This window comes from Pseudomonas sp. GL-B-26 (assembly GCF_019947405.1).
In the GTDB taxonomy this organism is placed as follows: domain Bacteria; phylum Pseudomonadota; class Gammaproteobacteria; order Pseudomonadales; family Pseudomonadaceae; genus Aquipseudomonas.
Map to the genome: position 1 here is coordinate 142,519 of NZ_JAGYGJ010000004.1, position 17,268 is coordinate 159,786.

At 59.8% G+C, this 17,268-nt stretch carries 21 protein-coding genes; all 21 read right to left on the reverse strand.

Translation table 11 applies throughout. The features are described from left to right. Positions 1-2: 2 nt before the first annotated feature. Positions 3-506: a phage major tail tube protein gene (locus KGB23_RS04375; RefSeq protein ID WP_095128644.1), complete on the reverse strand. Its 504-nt coding sequence runs from the start codon at positions 504-506 to the stop codon at positions 3-5. Positions 507-518: 12 nt separating this feature from the next. Then, complete coding sequence (locus tag KGB23_RS04380; protein ID WP_223430041.1) at positions 519-1,685, reverse strand: phage tail sheath family protein; 1,167 nt, start codon at positions 1,683-1,685, stop codon at positions 519-521. 103 nt (positions 1,686-1,788) lie between these two features. Further along, a complete protein-coding gene (locus KGB23_RS04385) occupies positions 1,789-2,346 on the reverse strand; it encodes a phage tail assembly chaperone (RefSeq protein WP_223430042.1) in 558 nt (185 codons plus the stop codon). A gap of 7 nt (positions 2,347-2,353) precedes the next feature. Next, entirely contained in the window at positions 2,354-4,153 is a 1,800-nt protein-coding gene (locus KGB23_RS04390) for a phage tail protein (RefSeq protein ID WP_223430043.1), read from the reverse strand. Beyond that, positions 4,146-4,757, reverse strand: coding sequence for a phage tail protein I (locus KGB23_RS04395; RefSeq protein WP_046047788.1), 612 nt, complete (start codon positions 4,755-4,757; stop codon positions 4,146-4,148). The genes KGB23_RS04390 and KGB23_RS04395 overlap by 8 nt, the downstream gene beginning before the upstream one ends. After that, complete coding sequence (locus KGB23_RS04400; protein WP_223430044.1) at positions 4,754-5,641, reverse strand: baseplate J/gp47 family protein; 888 nt, start codon at positions 5,639-5,641, stop codon at positions 4,754-4,756. The genes KGB23_RS04395 and KGB23_RS04400 overlap by 4 nt, the downstream gene beginning before the upstream one ends. After that, positions 5,638-5,964 (reverse strand): GPW/gp25 family protein, encoded by a 327-nt coding sequence (locus tag KGB23_RS04405; protein WP_223430045.1) that lies wholly within the window; start codon positions 5,962-5,964, stop codon positions 5,638-5,640. The genes KGB23_RS04400 and KGB23_RS04405 overlap by 4 nt, the downstream gene beginning before the upstream one ends. A 5-nt stretch (positions 5,965-5,969) precedes the next feature. Then, positions 5,970-6,185 (reverse strand): hypothetical protein, encoded by a 216-nt coding sequence (locus KGB23_RS04410; protein ID WP_223430046.1) that lies wholly within the window; start codon positions 6,183-6,185, stop codon positions 5,970-5,972. 54 nt (positions 6,186-6,239) lie between these two features. Further along, positions 6,240-6,893, reverse strand: a complete 654-nt coding sequence (locus tag KGB23_RS04415; protein WP_223430047.1) for a phage baseplate assembly protein V — start codon at positions 6,891-6,893, stop codon at positions 6,240-6,242. Beyond that, the gene (locus KGB23_RS04420; protein WP_223430048.1) at positions 6,890-7,402 is read right to left on the reverse strand and encodes a hypothetical protein; all 513 of its coding nucleotides are present in this window, start codon (positions 7,400-7,402) and stop codon (positions 6,890-6,892) included. Before KGB23_RS04420 ends, KGB23_RS04415 begins: the two co-directional genes overlap by 4 nt. After that, positions 7,395-8,060 carry a hypothetical protein gene (locus KGB23_RS04425; protein ID WP_223430049.1) on the reverse strand — a complete coding sequence of 222 codons (666 nt, stop codon included), beginning with the start codon at positions 8,058-8,060 and terminating at the stop codon, positions 7,395-7,397. The genes KGB23_RS04420 and KGB23_RS04425 overlap by 8 nt, the downstream gene beginning before the upstream one ends. Continuing rightward, entirely contained in the window at positions 8,057-8,377 is a 321-nt protein-coding gene (locus KGB23_RS04430; protein WP_223430050.1) for a hypothetical protein, read from the reverse strand. The genes KGB23_RS04425 and KGB23_RS04430 overlap by 4 nt, the downstream gene beginning before the upstream one ends. 2 nt (positions 8,378-8,379) lie before the next feature. Further along, positions 8,380-9,375 (reverse strand): major capsid protein, encoded by a 996-nt coding sequence (locus KGB23_RS04435; RefSeq protein ID WP_095128705.1) that lies wholly within the window; start codon positions 9,373-9,375, stop codon positions 8,380-8,382. Positions 9,376-9,437: 62 nt separating this feature from the next. Further along, positions 9,438-9,782: a head decoration protein gene (locus KGB23_RS04440; protein ID WP_108183289.1), complete on the reverse strand. Its 345-nt coding sequence runs from the start codon at positions 9,780-9,782 to the stop codon at positions 9,438-9,440. Beyond that, positions 9,779-10,933: a head maturation protease, ClpP-related gene (locus tag KGB23_RS04445; RefSeq protein ID WP_223430051.1), complete on the reverse strand. Its 1,155-nt coding sequence runs from the start codon at positions 10,931-10,933 to the stop codon at positions 9,779-9,781. Before KGB23_RS04445 ends, KGB23_RS04440 begins: the two co-directional genes overlap by 4 nt. Beyond that, entirely contained in the window at positions 10,930-12,411 is a 1,482-nt protein-coding gene (locus tag KGB23_RS04450) for a phage portal protein (protein WP_223430052.1), read from the reverse strand. The genes KGB23_RS04445 and KGB23_RS04450 overlap by 4 nt, the downstream gene beginning before the upstream one ends. After that, on the reverse strand, positions 12,411-12,617 hold the full coding sequence (locus tag KGB23_RS04455) for a phage head-tail joining protein (protein ID WP_223430053.1): 207 nt from the start codon (positions 12,615-12,617) through the stop codon (positions 12,411-12,413). The genes KGB23_RS04450 and KGB23_RS04455 overlap by 1 nt, the downstream gene beginning before the upstream one ends. Position 12,618: 1 nt before the next feature. Continuing rightward, positions 12,619-14,646 (reverse strand): phage terminase large subunit family protein, encoded by a 2,028-nt coding sequence (locus KGB23_RS04460; RefSeq protein WP_223430054.1) that lies wholly within the window; start codon positions 14,644-14,646, stop codon positions 12,619-12,621. Positions 14,647-14,650: 4 nt separating this feature from the next. Further along, positions 14,651-15,253, reverse strand: coding sequence for a terminase small subunit (locus KGB23_RS04465; RefSeq protein WP_223430055.1), 603 nt, complete (start codon positions 15,251-15,253; stop codon positions 14,651-14,653). Positions 15,254-15,421: 168 nt separating this feature from the next. Further along, positions 15,422-16,423: a hypothetical protein gene (locus KGB23_RS04470; protein WP_223430056.1), complete on the reverse strand. Its 1,002-nt coding sequence runs from the start codon at positions 16,421-16,423 to the stop codon at positions 15,422-15,424. Positions 16,424-16,628: 205 nt separating this feature from the next. Then, positions 16,629-16,967 (reverse strand): phage holin family protein, encoded by a 339-nt coding sequence (locus KGB23_RS04475; protein ID WP_223430057.1) that lies wholly within the window; start codon positions 16,965-16,967, stop codon positions 16,629-16,631. Positions 16,968-17,268 lie beyond the last annotated feature (301 nt).

Genomic DNA, 17,268 nt, shown 5'->3' on the forward strand with positions numbered 1-17,268 from the left:
CCTTAGAGGCCGACGGCCGAGCGTTCTGCGGCCAGTTGATCGACACCGTCGATCACCTGAATCATGTTGATCGGGTCGATTTCGTACATCACGCGACCGTCGATTTCGAGCTTGTAGTAAACGGCCTTGATCGCGTGCTTGATTTCCGCCTTATCGCCCGGCTTCCAGTCGCCCATGTCGACCTCTTTGATACCGCCGCGCAGGGTCACCACAACCGGCGTCACCACCCCTTTTAAGCCCCGGAAGGCGCCACGAAAGACGATGGCGCACGCGGTCTGATCGGCCAAGCCGAAGTACTTCAGCGACTCACGGCGCACGCCGTTGGTGGTAAACGCCGCTTCCAGCTTTTCCAGCCCCATGGCCATTTCGATCGGGGCGGACATGCCGCCGCCCTGATAGTCGTCGGTCTTTTGCGTCAGCTTGGGCAGCGACAGGGTCGGCACGTCGCCGGCAAAACTCACACCGTCGACAAAGGCGTTCATGTTGGAGAGAACTTGAGGAATCATTGATCGGCCCCCTTAGGCTGCTTCAAGAACTTCGGTCGCCCATTGATCGGTGACTTCGAAGAGGAAATTCGGGTTTTCTGCCGGCGGCACATCGGTAAAGCGAATGCGCCAATAGACTTTGCCCTGCATGATTTGGCTGGCCGTGGTCAATTCGTCGTCGGGGTAGACTTCAAAGTTGATGATCGCGCCGGCGTTTTTCTCGTCGCGCATGAACGCCTGAAGCCCCCCGGTCACGTCCGAGACATAGGTCTTGGTGATCGAGCGATCGACCGCCCATTTGTGCCCGGCCTGCACCGCGTCCATGAGGATGTCGCAGGTGCGCACCCGGGTGACGAACGCCCATTTCGGGTCGCTGGACAACGTGCGGTTACCCCACAGGCGATAGCCACCATCCCGGATGATCGTCGCGATGTTCGCGTTGTTCAGCAGGTTGGCCCGGCAGGTTTCGTCGCCGTCCAGGTACTCGATCGGGCGCGTGGTGCCGGTGATGCCGACAAACTCCTTGTTCGACGGCGACGCCCAGTAGCCGTAAGTGGCATCGGTCCAGGCGAACAGCCCCGCGACCCAGGCCGAGCCCGGGGCATCGACCGTCGCGCTGAGCACGGTGTCCCAGAACTGCACCCCGGGATCGACCATAAACAGGCGCTTGCTGCCGAACTCCAGGGCGTAGGCCATGGCCGCCTCATCGGTGGTGTTCGGCCCGTCGATGATGCCGATCGCGCGCAACTTGCCAGCCAGGGCATCCATGGCGGTGGCCACCGCTTGCGTCGAGGAATGCCCCGGGGCGATCAGCAGTTTCGGCTGGGCGTTGTGCTTGCTCTTGCCGTCCAGCAACGCCTGAAGGCCGGTACGCTGGCCACCGGCGAGAACGCCACCAACGATGGCGGACGTTTGCAGCGCAGCGTCTTCCAGCTTGGGCACGCCGATAGCGACAATCACCGCCTTGGCCTTGGCGTAGATCGCCTGGCAGGCCTTGGTAATCGCCGCACCGGCGCCGAACGCGGCGATGGCTTCACGCTCGGACGTGATCAGCTTCAGCTCGCCGGCCAGGGCTGTGCCGCCGCCGAGCATGCCCGGGGTGAAGGTGTCGCACAGACCGATGATCGACGACGACGGCAGCGAAATAGTCCGCGCACCGTTGTCGATCAACGTGGTGGTGACGCCGTGAAAGAAACTCATAAGGCTCAATCTCCAGAAACGAAAAAGCCCCGCATAAGCGAGGCTGTCAGGGATGTTCGTGTTACGCGTAACGGAAAAGAAAACGCCCCGTCAGTGCGGGGCGTTATTGGGCCAAGCTGGCAATCCATGCCGGGGGCTGGGGGCGGCCTGACTGATCAGGGAACAGCGTCACATCCGGCCAATCGCGCAACGCCTGGCGGTAGGCATACAGCTCGGATCGCTGTTCAGCGGTGATCGGGTAATCCGGCATTGCCAGATAGTCAGTCGCGGCAACCTGTACATTGCGCCACGCTCGCTCGCCCGCTAGCGCCGCTGTAATCTGCGCCGCCTCATCCAGAACCCAATCCCCACCAGCCCACACGTAGAACTGACCCGGCCAGCGTTTGGCGGTCAGTCCTTCAGGCAGATCGCCAAGCTTGGAATACTCCTCCGCGACGCCTGGTACTTCCGTGCGGAAAACCATGCCGCGATAGTCGGCCAATTGTTGCGGCTCCCCATCGACCAGCGCCCATACGTGGCCAGCCTCGGGCAGGGCCAAAGGATTTTCCAGCTGGACGTTATTGCCCGGCAGATATTGGCCAAACCCCGGGACCTCCGGAAACGCTGACAACTCAAACGGCCCGGACAGAATGCCGAGCGGGTCAAATAAATAGATATTCATTAGAACCTCAGATCACTTTAATTCGGCCCGGATAGGCGATGTGTTTCGGGACTGTCTCAGCGCCGCCAGCGGCGCCAGTGCTGCCACCAGTCGGGGTGGCATAGGTGATGCTTCCGCCGCCCATCGCCTGCGTGCCGTAGCCTGTGGAAGCTGAATAGTGGGCGTGACTCTTGAAATCATCGAGCCGATAGCTGCCCGCCACACGGCCCGGATCGATCCCGGCAGACTCGTCAAGGTGTCGGACGAATTTACCGCGCGGATCTGGACTACGGAACGTGGTCGCGCCATCGCCCGAGGTCCAACCGCCCTCCATACCCCCACGAGCGGCTTCCGCAGTCAGCATTCCCGACTGCTGAGCGTGGTCCCACAACCATGGCCAATCGGCACGAATAAAGACGGCATTGCCCAACGGAGCGTGACCACCCGGATTTAATACGGTGGTCGTTTCAAGCACGGGCCGCCCGAGTGCCGTACCGTCTAAGCGCGCAATAGGTATCCAGCTGCCCTTGCAATCACTGCGAAAATGCCAGTAATCCCCGGCCCCCATCAGCACCAGGAACGAATAGCCGGCCGCATTCAGATGGGTATGGAACTTGATTTTGTTGCTACCGGCCGCCTTGATCACCAACCGGTTGGTAGTGTTATCGACCCGCCGCACCACCACACCACGAACACCCAGCGCTGAGTTGGCGTCTGGCAGCTCAACCGTCAATGCCCCTGCGCTGGCATCAATCAGGACAAGCCCCAACTCGGCCGCCACCAGGGACTTTGATGTGTTGACCTCCACTAACGGGATTTGGCCCGCGCCGTTAATCAAGTCGATTGTTTCGGTTTTGGTGAAGGCGTCGGTGATCCCATAACCGGCCAGCGTGGTCGGGTTGGTCCCGCCCACCACTCGACCGTATTTGTCCACGGTCACACTGCGGTACGTGCCGGCATTGACACCGGTGCGCCCGCCCGCCATTTCAAACAGCAGATCCGTCACGCCCAGGACAATCGGCGCATCCGTCACCAGTTGCCAAATGCTGTCGCCGTTGGTGGTGCCGCGCTCGACATGCACAAACAACCCGGGCGTCACTTCCAGACTGCTATCGGCATCCGCGCTACGCGTCCACACACCCGCCGCCGACACGCTGTACAGGCCGTTGTCCTTGGGCGCGGCCTGATTCTTCACCAACACACGCGCCTCAGCGCTCAAGGCCACACCATCAATGGTCTGAAGGCCGCTGAGCACCACAGGGGCGGTGGTCGCCACCCGTACCGAGTGCTTAAAGTCCTGCTTGCCCAGCTCCTCCAGCACCTTTTGATCGACATAGTCCTGTATCCCCAACGTCTTTTGATCGACGTAGGATCGGGTGGCCAGCACCACGGACGGGTCAATCTTCAGCTGAATGTTCGCGGTGCCGCTGGTGATGATGTGCATCCTCACCACCTGGTTACGCCCGGAATTTTGTTCCAACTGAGGCTTATAGCTCGGGGCAGCATTGGCGACCGCGGAAAACACCCCGTCCTTGTCCTCCAGCGCCAGTTCACGAACCCACCAGCCCCCCACGTCGGGCGGCAACACCAGCTCGGCAATCAGTACATTGGCGTCAGTTGGAGACACGTACAGTTGATTGATTTGAGCCCGATAGACTTGGTTGATCAGCTTTATCTGGGAAGGGTTTGGCACTGGGTCGGTGCCGTTGGCATCGCCAATCAGCATGTAACGCGGCTCCCAAGGGATTCCCAGCGCATCGCAGTTGGTTTTCTTGGCGGCCCCTTGAATGGTGAGCATGCCGCCGAATATAGAGTTTTTATCAACCATGGGGGTACACGTCCAATTCGTCGAGGGTGTATTCGCTAACGCCGTGGTAGCCCTGAATCACCACGTCAATATCGGGATTGCTCCAGGGGTAAACATCGATCTCGTCGCCGTCATACACAGCGATACCGACATAGGCGTCTAAACGGGTTTCCAGCGTGATATCGAGGCCAGTCATGTGCCGAGTTACCGGCTTGGCGTCGTCGATCAGGCGTTCCAGTTCCTGATACATTTCTTCGGTGATCCCGGTGTCCAGCACACCGACCTTCAGCGCGAAGGTGCCCGGCTCCCCCTTCGGCACCGTCTTGAACCACTCGATAACTTCGACCAGGTAGCCCAGCGGCTCGACCACGCGGCGCAGAGCGCCGATCGTGCCTTTGCGGGCATGGATGTAATACGACGCGGCAATGGCACTGCGCTTGGTCGCCTCGGACCAACGATGGTCCCAGCGATCGACCGACCACGCCCACGCCAGATGGGGCAGTAAATGAACCGGACAGGTTTGAGCGTTGTAGAGGGTGCGCAGCGGGATGATCGTGCGCTCGTAAAACGCCGCTTCCAGGGCGCGCTCCAGTTGCGTGCTATTGCTCGGCAGCAGGCTGGTCATGTTGCACCCGCCATCACCACCTTATAACCGGTACAGAATGCCGCCTGTGCCTTGCTCGGGGCCAGGTCGACCCATCCGGTCAACTCAACCCGCGAAACGCCAGCCACGTGTAGCTGAGCATCGACAGCCGAGCGCGCCACCTCCACGCCCAAGCGCTTGCGCGGGTTGATCCAGGCCGCCAAGCGTTTAGTGGCCTCGGTCAGACTGGCGTCGCCCTCCGGCCCGCCGCCGTTCATGTGCAAAATAGCGTCGATGCGGTAGTGAATAATTTCGGCGCTCTGCACCGTCACAAAGTCCGTGAGGGGGCGCACGTCTTCATCATCCAGCTCCACCGCTACGGCGGCCAACAACTCGGGACTGGCCAGCCCTTCCCCTTCCGAACTCAACACCGTTACCGTAACGCAGCACGGTGACGGGCTTTCGGCCGAGGCATCCGCCACCAGCCCCGAGGCGTTGCGCGCGTGCAGGATGTAGCTGTTACGCGGCCCCGCCGTAGTCAGCCCCTCAAAGGCCAACTGAATGCGCTCGCGAAACGGATCGTCCTTTTCCTTGATCTCCGGCACCGGCGGCACCGCCAGCAGGTCTTCGGCCTGGATCACCAGGCGCTTGAGGTTGTAATTAGCGCCCAACTGATCAAGGTCACTGCCGATGGCGTGCGCCAGTAGCAAGGCCTTGGCCGCGTCATTAACCCGGGCCCGGTTGCCGAGTTTGATGTAGGCCCCGACCTCGATCACCTTGGTGACCGGGTCGCTCTCCAGCGTGGCGGTCCAGTTGTCGCCCATGTAGCCGCGAAACGTTTCCAGCCCTTCCCCGTAAGTGTCTTCGAAGTCCAGAGGCTCCAGCACTTCCGGCGCCGGCAGCGCCGACAGATCCAAGCCACTCATACGCTCACCTCCACCAGAAAGCCGTCGCCGAGGTATTCGCCGGCAATACTCAGATTGATTTTCCCGCCCAGCACCGACAGCACACGCACGCTCTCCAGCCTCAAGCGCGGCTCCCAGCGCCCCAGAGCCCGGGCCGCCTCCGCTTGCACCGAGCTTTTCCAACCGGCGTTAACGGGCAAGTCGACAAAAGAACTGAGCTTGCTGCCGTATTCCGGTCGGTGCCGCCGGCTGCCGAGCGGCGTTCCCAAAATGTCGGCCATGGACTGCAGCAAGTGCTCGATGCCGGAAATGGGTTGGCCGGTGTGGCGATCCATTCCGATCATCTAACTCACTCCAGGGGCTCGAATTCTTTGTGAGCCTTGAGGTAACTCAGGGCCTGCTCATCGGACGCCGACACTGCCACGACGCTCTTGGCCACCGGCAACGAGCGGCCGGTGGCCGGGATGATCAGGGTGCGCGAGGTAAAAACCTTGTCGCGAAAGGTCAGCAGCAGATCCGCCGCCGGCGACTGATCGGCGGCAGGCTTATCGGTGGTCTTGGCCATGTTTTCTCCAGGCATGAAAAAGCCCGCACAGGGCGGGCCTCAAAAGGTGATTGATTAGTGTGTGTGGTGGTTGTCACTTGCTCCGGTCGCCAGGATCGAGGCCGCACTGGTGACGGCTTGCGTTACGTGTAACGTGCCGTCGATCAACACCGCGCCGGTCAACTTGATGGCCGTCGATTTGACCGCCACCGAATCAGCGGTCAACGCCGCCTCGGTGCCACCGACTTTGGCCGACACGGTGTCATCCGTAACGGTGACCACGGTGCCACCGACCTCGGCCGACACGGCGTTATCCGTAACGGTGACCACGGTGCTGCCGACCTTGATGGATACCGTGCCGGTGGGCAGGGTGATGGTGTAGGTCTTGGCCGCCCAGTCGTAGATCAGTGAGCCGCCATCGTCAAACCGCCAGACTTCCACATGATCGCGGTTATCCGGCTGGCCGCCAGCATCCCCGTACAACCCCGGGATAAAGGTTCCCATGCCGGCCTGACCGCTGGGGTTAAACAACACCCCCTGCTCGCCCAGACTTGGCGCCCGCCAGTGCCGCGCCTTGCCGGCCGCGAGACTGTGCCAGCGCACCCAGGCGCTGGTCCATTCGCCGTTCGACACTCGTACTGCCGGTGCCGCCAGATCCACCCCGACCACCACACACGGCATCAACATGGCGGCGATCATGCGGTCATGCTCTGCACTGGCGTAGCTCACGGCAGATTCTCCGGCGAAACAGGCCCATCCCCCGGTTCAACATCAATCACCAGCGTGCCCGGCGGTTCGTCCGGCCACGGCCATTCCTCAACGCCCAGATAAATTTGATGCGTCCATTCCACCAACCAGACCACGTAACCATCCAACTCCGGCTTGGTCCAATCCTGCATGGCCTGGACAAACTCAGCAGGCTCGACCGCAACGCCCCAGGTTTGCATGCGCAGCAACACGGCCAATTGCGCCGCCAGGTGCGCGGCCTGCTGATGATGGTAAGGCTTGATTGGGTCGACGATGATCCGCGCCTCGAACTTGCAAATCAGGGTTGTCTCCCCGGTGCCGATGTCTTGACCAGGTTCCAACTCGGCCATTTCAATGAACACCACCGGCAGTGCAATCCGATCCTTGATGTTCGGCCATGCCGTCACCGCTTTGATCCCCGATAGGCTGCTCAGCAGGTGCTGTTCAATCGCCTGGTAGAGCTGATCAAGACTAAAAGGCTCATCAGACATTGGCCGTTCCCTTCAAATACTTCTGCAGCTCAAAGTTGAACTCCTGCTGCAGGATTTCCAGCAAACGCGCATCAGCACGCTTGACCCACGTGTCGAAGTGCGGACGCGCCTGCTCCAGCGAGACCTTGGCCTTGGCCAGCGGAAAGCGATCGCCGTTTTCTGCGACCCATCCCGAACTGACGCCGCCACCCGACGACACCGAGCTATCGGGATAATCGTCTGCGTTGAAATGCTTGCTCGCCGTACGAATCCAGATATCGGGCTTGTTGCCGTAAACCTTTTTGAGAAAGGCGCCCTGGTAACGCCGTCCAGCGACCGACACACCGCTGCCAGACTGTCGCGCCCGACCGATCCGGCTGGACTCAATCGCGTTGAGACCGAACCACAATTTGCCGCTGGTGGCCCCGCCGGAGACCGGGTAGCTGCGCAGGCGCTGACGAACCGCCGCAACGGCAATGCGTTCTTGCCGGCTGACGGCCCGCGCAATGTGGGTGCGCAGCCAACCCAACGTTTTATTGATCGCTCGACGTTGAGCCGCGGCGGCTGCTTTGGGCACCACCTTGGCAAACTCTTCGAAGGCTTTCAGATCCGCCGCAGAGGATTGGATAGAGAGCATCCCGCCACCGGCCGATGGCTTGAAATAGCTACCGACACTCATGCGCGCATCCTCAGGATCAAGGCGACCAGACCGTCGCCACTCGGCTCTAGTTGCAGCAGGTCGTACTCGCCACCGCCGTCCAATGCCGGCAGATCGATGGTGACCAACAGGCCCTGCTCCAGCCCCTGCGAATCGCTGACGCGAATCTCAAACCGAGGCTCACGTAATCCGGTGTTGAGCTTGCCGAACTTCGGCTGCAACCAGGGCGCTGCGAACATGCCGAGGACTGGCTCATCACGACCCTCAATCCGTGCCGAATCGCCCAGCGTTTCGAACACCACCGCGTCAACCTCGGCGATCAGATCGCGAAAGCCCATGGTCAGAGCTCCAGGAGGATCTGTGCACGCGGTCGAGTGCACAGGTGTAGTGGGTTGGACTGCGCTTCACCGGCCATGCCTTTATTGAACGGCAATGGCTCGATCATGCTGTAGTACGGAATGCCTTGGGTGTTGACTGTCTCCATGTAATCGGCCGGAGCGAACACCGAGATGTACAGATCCGGCACACCCTCAGGGACCAGCAACGCCTTGTCGTCGTGGACGAAAGATACCCCGGCGACTTTGCCCCGGTAGCGCTCCCAGATAATGCCCCCGAACTCGAAGCTTTCTCGGGCATCACCGCGCAACGCCGCTGCTTGCTGGCTGTTGAGGTAGGTTTCCTTGACCGCCTTGTGAACGATCAACTTGTTCCAGAAGTTCTTGCCGCAGAAGGCGCGAGAGCCGGTACTGGTCACACTGCCCAGCGCGTCCTCCTGCATATCCAGTGCTTCGCCGCACTTAACTCGCAGCTCAGTGCTCGGGTCTGCCAAGCCCATGGGCAGCTTCTGACGCTGCACACCGAAGCGGTCGTAAAGGTCCAACAGCACCGTCGAACCATCAGCATCGAGGATCAGGCCATTGAGGGCGCCCATGCGCTGGAACTCATGGGTCGCATCCAACTGGCGGCGCGCTTTGGCCAGGCGGGCATTGACCACATCCTGCACCGCCTGCAGCTCGGTGCGAGTACCGAAAGCACGAATGCCCTGGATCTCGTCGGCCTTGATGGTGAAGCGCTCCGGCAGGTGGACGGTGTTGAACGGGATCAGGTTGCGCTTGCTGGCCGCGACTACCAGGCCAGAACCACCCCGCTCACCGGCAGGCACCAGTGCCAGGGTGTCGCCGTCCTTTTCGATCTGTACGGTCAAGGTGGTGATGCCTTCCTCGCGGAACAGACCCAAAGCGCTGATGCGCCCTGGCAAATAGGGTTGATCGTTGAGTGCAGCAGTCAGCGCAGTGACGGTGAACGCTTCGTCGTCAAAAATGGCGATCTCGGCCATGGGTACTCTCCAGAAATGAAAAAACCCGCTCAAGGCAGGCTGGGTAAACGCGGCTGATGGTCTTAGCGGACAATCAGGAAATGGGTGGCCAGGTCCTTTTCAGCCTCAGGATCAAGCCCGGTCAAATGCACTTCGCTGACCTCAGCCAAGCGCACCACAGCGCGACCACGGCGCACGATGTCCGACTCTCCCAACTGCCCGTAGAGGATCGCCACGGCAGCCTGAGTACCGTCTTCGGCGGCTGGGTCATACGGCGCAAACTCGCCCGTGGCCGTCACCAGACCGAGGACTTGGCCGGGATTCAGCGCAGGGCCAGCGGCAACGTTGATCGTTTCCCGCGAGATGTTCCCGGCGCCTTCGGAGAGGAGAAATTCACCCGCATGGATCGGCTCTTTTTTAATGGTCATTGTCTTGCTCCTTTCGCGCCGTGCGCAGTGCCAGATTGAGCCGCTTGTCGCGAAGCCCAGATCGAGGTGGGATCAGGTTGTTTGGCCAGCACCTTGGGAGCCGGGTCGTCTGCCAGCGGCAGGCTGTTGTCGATTTCAAAGCCCTTGCCGCTGGTGACGATTTTGTCGAACAGACGCGCCCGGACCGCCGCAGCATCCAGCCCCGCTGAAACGTACTCGGCGCTGAACTCCGGCAAACGCGCCGCCACGCAAAGGTCATTCACCGCCTTGGCGCGTGCCAGGCCGGCCAGAACAATCTCTTCGCTTTCGAGCTGGGTCGAGTTGAGCAGCGGCTCGACCAGGTTGCTGATGCCCGCCGCCGTGCAACGCTGGGTGATCATCAGTGCCAACTTGGCCGAATCGACCACCACCGGCACCAATGGCGGATCGATCGGCTCCAGCTCCGGATCCGGCTCGGGTGGCTCGTCGAGCTGAGCCAGCAGTTCAGCCGGTGCGTGCTGGTAACGCTGCAACACGCCACCCTGGCCGAGACAGGCCTTAACCTTGATGCCGTTGCCAATTTCATCGGCTAGCCCCAGGGCCAGAGCTTCATTGGCGGTCAACCAGGTTTCAGCGGCGACCAGCCGCCGCAGCTCGGCCTCATCAATGTTCGGTGCCTTCGCCTTGTAGGCCGCAATGATGGCTTCCATCGTCTGGTCAAGGACGTCAGCCACCTTACGGAAGTCTTCGGCGTCACCCGACGCGTAGGTCCAGGGGTTATGGATCATCAATATCGCGCTTTCGGCGATGACGACCTTGTGCGCGCCGCACACCGCCACGCTGGCCGCACTGGCGGCCAAGGCATCAATTCGCCCGGTGCAGCGCGCGCCCAAGCGCCTCAACGCATTGTGCATGGCCAAGCCGTCGAACAAGTCCCCACCAACGCTGTTGAATGCGGCGATCACCTCCGAGACGCCGTCGTCCATGGCGCGCAGGTCCTGTACAAATTGATTGGCGGTGATCCCCCAGGCGCCGATCTCGCCGTAGACGAAGACTTCGATCACTCGCTCGACAGCCTCCCCGCTGGCCTGCACCGCGTACCAGGTTTTGTCTTTGACCTGCACCCGCTGGCCCGCACGGTTGTAAATGCGCGGTCGCGCTTTTTTGCTCATGGTTGCTCCTTGTCGTCGGTTGTGTCGACGGCATCAAGGGTGTTGTAGTTGAGGCCCAGTGCTGTGGCCCGCGCCAGATCGGCGGCGTTTTCCTGATCGACCGTTTCGGCGTCGTAGCCGGTGCGCAGCACCATCTCGCTGCGCGAGGCAAAGCCGGCCTGTACTTCCATCCGTCGAGCCTGAACGTCCTGTACCGGCTGGATGTAGGCCCAACCTTGCGGCACCCAACGGGTACGGAGGTAGTCGCGGCGCTTTTGCGCGTAATCGCCCAGCACCAAGACACCGGACAACACGGCCATATCCATCCAGGCCGCTCGCACTGGGCGGCAGAGCTGGTGTACGTAAACGCTGAATTGCAGTTGTTCCAGGCGGCGCCGAAACTCGTTGAGCACCACACGTAACGCTCGGTCGTTGATCCCGCGCATGTCGCCGGTGAGGATCTCGTAAGGTGTGCCGGATCCCGCTGCTGCAGCCATCAGTTGCTGCCGCATAAAGTCCGGATAGTTGTTGCCAGCGTCTGGCGGCTTGGAGAACTCCACCTCTTCACCTGGCCCCAGCTCCTGCATGGTGCCGGGCTCCAGCGCCACCATCGGAGTGAAACCGTCACGGTCAAGACTCAATAGCTCGCCAGTGACCGGGTCTCTTGGCTGTGGTCCAGAGTCCGGTGCCGGCCGCTTGATGAAGCCAGCGAACAGGTTCGCCACCTCCTGGCGAAACAACACGGCATCGTCATAGTTGTCCAGGCTGCGCAGACGCTTGAGCACCGGTGACAATCGCGGCACCCCGCGCAGTTGACCCGGCTCAACTGGTTCGAAGATGTGTAGCACCTGGGCGGTGGGCACGCGGACCAACTGGTTATAGCCAGCGTTCAGCGAAGCAGCATCGCGCGGATGCGACAGGTACATCCAGTACGCCACGCGCTTGCCGCCCGGGTTGAACTCGATCCCGGCACGGATAACGTTGCCGGTTTTGGTGCTCTCGTACTTGTCATGCGGGACAAACTCCGGCGCCAGAATCTGGAGCTGTAGCGGAACGGCCAAGCCCTCATCCAAGCTGCGCGGTCGCAGGCGCACAAAGCACTCACCCGATGTTTCTACCGTGCGCGCCACCAGAGCCTGCTGGCCGTAGAAGTCGGTACGCTCATCCGCATCCGATTCGTCGACCCAATCACCCCACAGTTCCTGCAGCAACTTGCGTAAAGCATCGTCGTCAGTCGTCGGCCGAGGGGTGATGCCCGTGCCGATCAAGTTGCTAACGCGCTTGTCGATCACGTTAAAGGCATACGGGTCATTGCGAACCGCTGCCCGGGAGCGCGACCGCAGGTTGCGCAGTGCCGGGGTGTTGATGCTGTTGATTCCGTTGTCGGGAGCATCCCAGCCAGTGGAGCGGCGCCCTTCGCCGGCGCCTTCGTAACTGGCTTTGATGTTCGACGGAAGCACGAATCCGTTACGGGTCAATGTCGGGAAGTGGCGGGCCATTAGACTCCCTTCCCTGCGTGGTACAACCGAACCACACGCGATCGTGGCCCGGCCGAGTTGACCAGCGAAGTACGGATCTGGTCGCGAGCTGTGAGCAACTCGTCGATGGATCGGTACTCCACGGTGCGGTCGCCGTAGCGCACGATTTTTTCACCGCGAGCAATGGCCGCCTCAACCGCGTCGAGGTGCTTCTGGGTAAATGACATATCAGCGTCTCTTCAGGTAACCGCTGGTGGTGCTGCGGCGTTGAGGGGGGGCAGCGGGTCGCGGTTGAGCGACTGGAGCAGCGGGCTGCGGCGAAGGTTGCGACTGCCGTGCTGCAACCGGTGCAGGTGTTTCGTTGTCGCCTAGACGTTCGCCCTGCACAGGCTTAATGGCCAGAGCTTCGTCAAACAAACCGGACTGAGCCAGCGCCTGCCGCACCCGATCCCAGTCGTGTTCCTGGTACCGGTTGATGCCCAGGTAATGCGCCATTGCCAGGCAGTACACCATCAGGTCGAGCGCTTCGTTGCGCTCGGCCTTGCCCTTGACCCATTCAACGCGTGTGGTTTTGCCCCGAAAGTAGCGAGCCACCTTGCGTTCAGCCACGCACTGGGCGAAGAACTCGTCCGGCAGATCGTTAGCAAAGTGCAGCGCTCCGGGGCCGTCCTCGAACGGGTAGCGGTTGTAGATCCAATCCTTCGCGGTGTCGGTACCGACAAACCACAACTCGACTCCGTTGCGTTCAGTTTGGCCTTTCCATGTCACATCCATCATGGATGGCCGCTGAGCGATCACGGGCTTGCCGGGCTTGCTCGCGCCCTTGACGGCAAAGATGTTGCGCCAGCGGCGAACACGGCAGAACTGGTACACCTCATCGGTGTGGTGACCGCCAGAGTCGACACCCGTTGCAAGTATCGCCAGCCCGACACCACAAGGATGCCGGTAACGCACCTTGAGCTTGTCATCGAGCACTGCCCATGTTCGCTCATCGGAAGGATTGCCCCAGATCACTTGGTGATCAACAACCCAGCGCTCCATACCAACGCCGAATCCCATCACCATCAGCTCCAGTCGGTTGGCCTGCACGTCGACGGAGCCAGTGAGCATCAACACACCTGCTGGCATCGTACCGAGGGTATAGATTTCCAGCCGCGCCCGAGCGATCAGCACTTCAGCTTTGGTTTGCTCTTGAGCGCTGTCCCAGACCTTGGCAAGACGGGTGTTGTAGAACACCTGCATCAACCCCATCTCGCCCTTGGACTGGGCCTTTTTGGCTTCTTCAAATTCCTCGGCAAGCGTGCCCCAATCCAGCCAGCCGGCCGGCGAATACAAGCCGTTGAGATGAAAACCAACCGTCTTACCGTCGCCGTCACCATGGGCCCGCCACTCACCACGGGCGAGCATATCGCCCTTGTGGTGTTCCTCGATCAGGACGTCGCACTCAGGGGCCGCACACTCGTAATGCACGGTGCTGTAGTCCTTGCTGTAGTGCAGCCGCTCCCATTCCAGCACCTGCATATGACCGCAGGTGGGGCACGGCACATAGTAGTGACGCTGGTCGCTGGACTCGAACAAGTCCGCGATCCGCGAAGCACCCTTGATCGTCGGCGAGCTGGAGAAGTAGATCTTGGCGTTGCGGCCAAAGTTGGTCGCTCGGGTTTCCGCCAGGCCGATGGGATCGCCCTCTTGGCCTACGTCGTTTTCCCAGCGATCTACCTCATCACCATAGATGTACCGCGCCGAAAGCTCCGACAGGTTGGCCGCAGAGCCGGCGGTGGTGACGTACAGCGAACCGCCCTCAAACTCCTTGGTGTCCATGGTGTTGCGAGTGTCTCGCGAGCGGCTGGCGGCGACTCGCTCGCGCAGCACCGGAGTGGCCTTGATGGTCTTGCTGATCCGGCCCGAGACTCGTTTCGACAGACTCAGGCTGGGCAACAGTGCCAAGATGTTGGATGGCGCCATGTGAATCAGGCCACCCATCCAGTTCAAGGCGATCTGGGTTTTCATCAACTGCGAGGCCACCATGGTGACCACGCGCCTACAGGGGTGAGCTGGTGAAAGACAACGCATGGGCTCCCGCGCGTATGGGGTACGCGAGGTGCGGTACTGGCCGGGCTCTGGTGCGCCGGTGTCTCGCGGGATACGCATGTACTCGTCGGCCCACTCGTCGATCCACAGATCAGGATCGGGTCGTAGCCCACGGAAATACGCCTCACGGTAAACCTTTGCACCATCAGGAAATTCCGTGTGCATGGGTTCAACTCGGGGTCATGGCGTGTTCAAGATCCGCCGAAGACAGGCGCTCGGCCTCCTCCAGCGTTCGACGGAATGTTGCAGTCAGGTGCTTTTCGATTAGCCAGGGGTCCGTCATGGCCGCAAGGTCATGGGACAACTGAGGCAAAGGTCCGAACAGTTGATCGCGCAGCAAGCGGCCTGCGTTGTAGGCGCCGGTCTCTACCGCCACCTTGGCGACAAGCGAACCCTGAGCCTTATGCAATTCGATCTCGGTCAACTTCGCCATGTTGTGCTCACGAAGTGCGCGGGCTTTCTGGAAGTCCGGCAGCTTGCCCTCGCCTCCAGTCAGCTGCGGCGGCGCAGCCGTGGAAGTCGGCTCGACCAGAGGGGACAGTTGACTGTAAACGTCACGCTGAATCCGGTCCTGCTGGTGGCGAGCCGCGACGGCGACCTTGCTCGGGTCGGCGGTTTCGAGGATCAGGGCTTCGGTCGCCAGAACATCGACCTGTTTACCATTCGGCGACAGCACTAGGCGGTTGTTGTCTTTCAACCAGGTGATGTAACTCGGCGTCCTGCCGATGCGAGCCGCGAATGCGCTCTTTGACAGGTAGATTGGTTCTGTCATGAAGCCCTCCTTTTCAACGGCTTTTCAATGGAAACCTTTCAATTTCAATGGATTGAATTTCAGTAAGCTGGGGGCACTGCGGCTAACGCTTTCCCGCGGGTTTCCGACCCCGTGTCCTTCAGATATCCCTAGGGTCCCCAGCCAATTTCCGCGCCCTAGTAACAACAATTATTTGAAACCTTTCGCTTCCCTTTTCAAGCAAAAGCGCTCTTCAGCATCTCCTATCACTTGGGCGAAATGCTCATCAAAGAACCCTCTCATATACAGCTTCATATCGGGAACCAGTGGCTTTGGGAATCGAATGCACTTTTCCAACATGACGGTAAACTCTTCACACATCAAAATTGTTCTGTACACGACCATACCAAGAGCGGGCATAAGTGGAACCAGAATATTTTCATTCTTCTCACTTTCCGTCCAAATATCCATCTCATCGAAAGGCTTCAATGAACTATTAACTAGGTATCCATCATCCGATGAGAATATTGTCTGCACTTGAGAACCGTTGTGAATGATGTTATCTCGAAAACTCTTTACCAGTAAAAAAAAGTCCATATGTTGCAAATAGAAATCAGCCCATATCGGCGGCAACCCAAATCTATACTGCAAGTCATGCATGGTCGTTCGACGGCCTTCATACCAAATCATGTCACCAAATGATTTTCGCAGTTTTTTCTTAGGAGACACGAAAGTTTCAAGCAGCTCAATCATCTCCCAGAGTTTCGCCGCAATCTCCTGTAGCAGATCCATCATGCTTCGACATACAGAAAAAAGGTACTCAATCTCAGTTATCACCATACGACCATCGCCAGATCCCAAGGAAGCTTTAGTCGCATGAATATGGGAAATTTTTGCAAGGCTCGCCGACAAGTTGAAAAAATCATCCCGGAGCCCCATCAGAGGTTTTTGGATTTCTAAATAACTAGCTCTCTGCGCAATAAAATCCAAAAAATGCAAATGCAAGTCAGTCTTTAGCTCTGCGTGGCGGCCATAATAAAACCCTTCAGCAGGCCAAGCCTTAGTTTCGATAAACTTACCTTCGCCAATGGACATCCACATCCGCCAATCACCTGCGTCATAGAACATGGCAGAGCTGAAAAATCTTCCCGTCGCTTCGGACAGATCAAAAAAAGGGATTTCGTTCAGCCCAACAATCGATCCCGTTGCCATATTGCTTCTCCATACGCCAAGTGAGTGAACTGAATATGATCGCCATCCCACTTAAACCTTCATGAGTCGTAGGTTTTTTATCGCGAGCTAAAAGACAGACATCAGCATACAAACCTCATGTGGGAGAAACCAGGAGTTCCGTAACCCGTGTAAGGGCGGCCCTCGCGGAAGACCCGGAAAATCGGCCCCCTGGACGGCCCCGCTTCTAGGTGTGGTCGGTCGATGCCGACTCGGAAACGCCCAACCGCTTGGCGACCCAGCGTTCGTACAACCCGATGGCAACATCCGCACCGGCCATCGCCGTCAGGCATCCCAAGGCGCCTGCCGTCCAGAGCGACATGCCGGCAGCAATCATCAGCATCATCGCCGACACCCCGCAGACAATGCAGGCACCGGATCGAAGTACCAGCCTGCGCAACAATGCCCAGCCTCGCGCCCCGTCCTTGTCTGCTCGCCACATCTCTCCAGACACGCCACCGACCAAGGCCAGGACGATCACTAACCAGATTGGCATCTCTGCCAGTGCTTGTTGCTCGTTCGTCATCGCCCTACTCCATAAACGCAAAAACCCGGCGCAATGGCCGGGTTTGGTGTGTGGTGCCTGCCGCTCTATGCGGTCGCACCTATCGAAGATGGGTACTTTTTACAGGTGGATTTTACTGGCAGCAAGCTAGTTTTAATGCCATGGAGCAATACGGGTGCAACGTGGGTGTGACGCAGGTACAACAGGGGTACAACGCATTCAATCGGCTATCGTTTCTGGTGCCCTGTCCTACCTGTCCCACTATGCAGGGTCGAAGTAGGACAGCTACAGGCGCCTAAATTCGGGGCTCTGCCCTACTGTC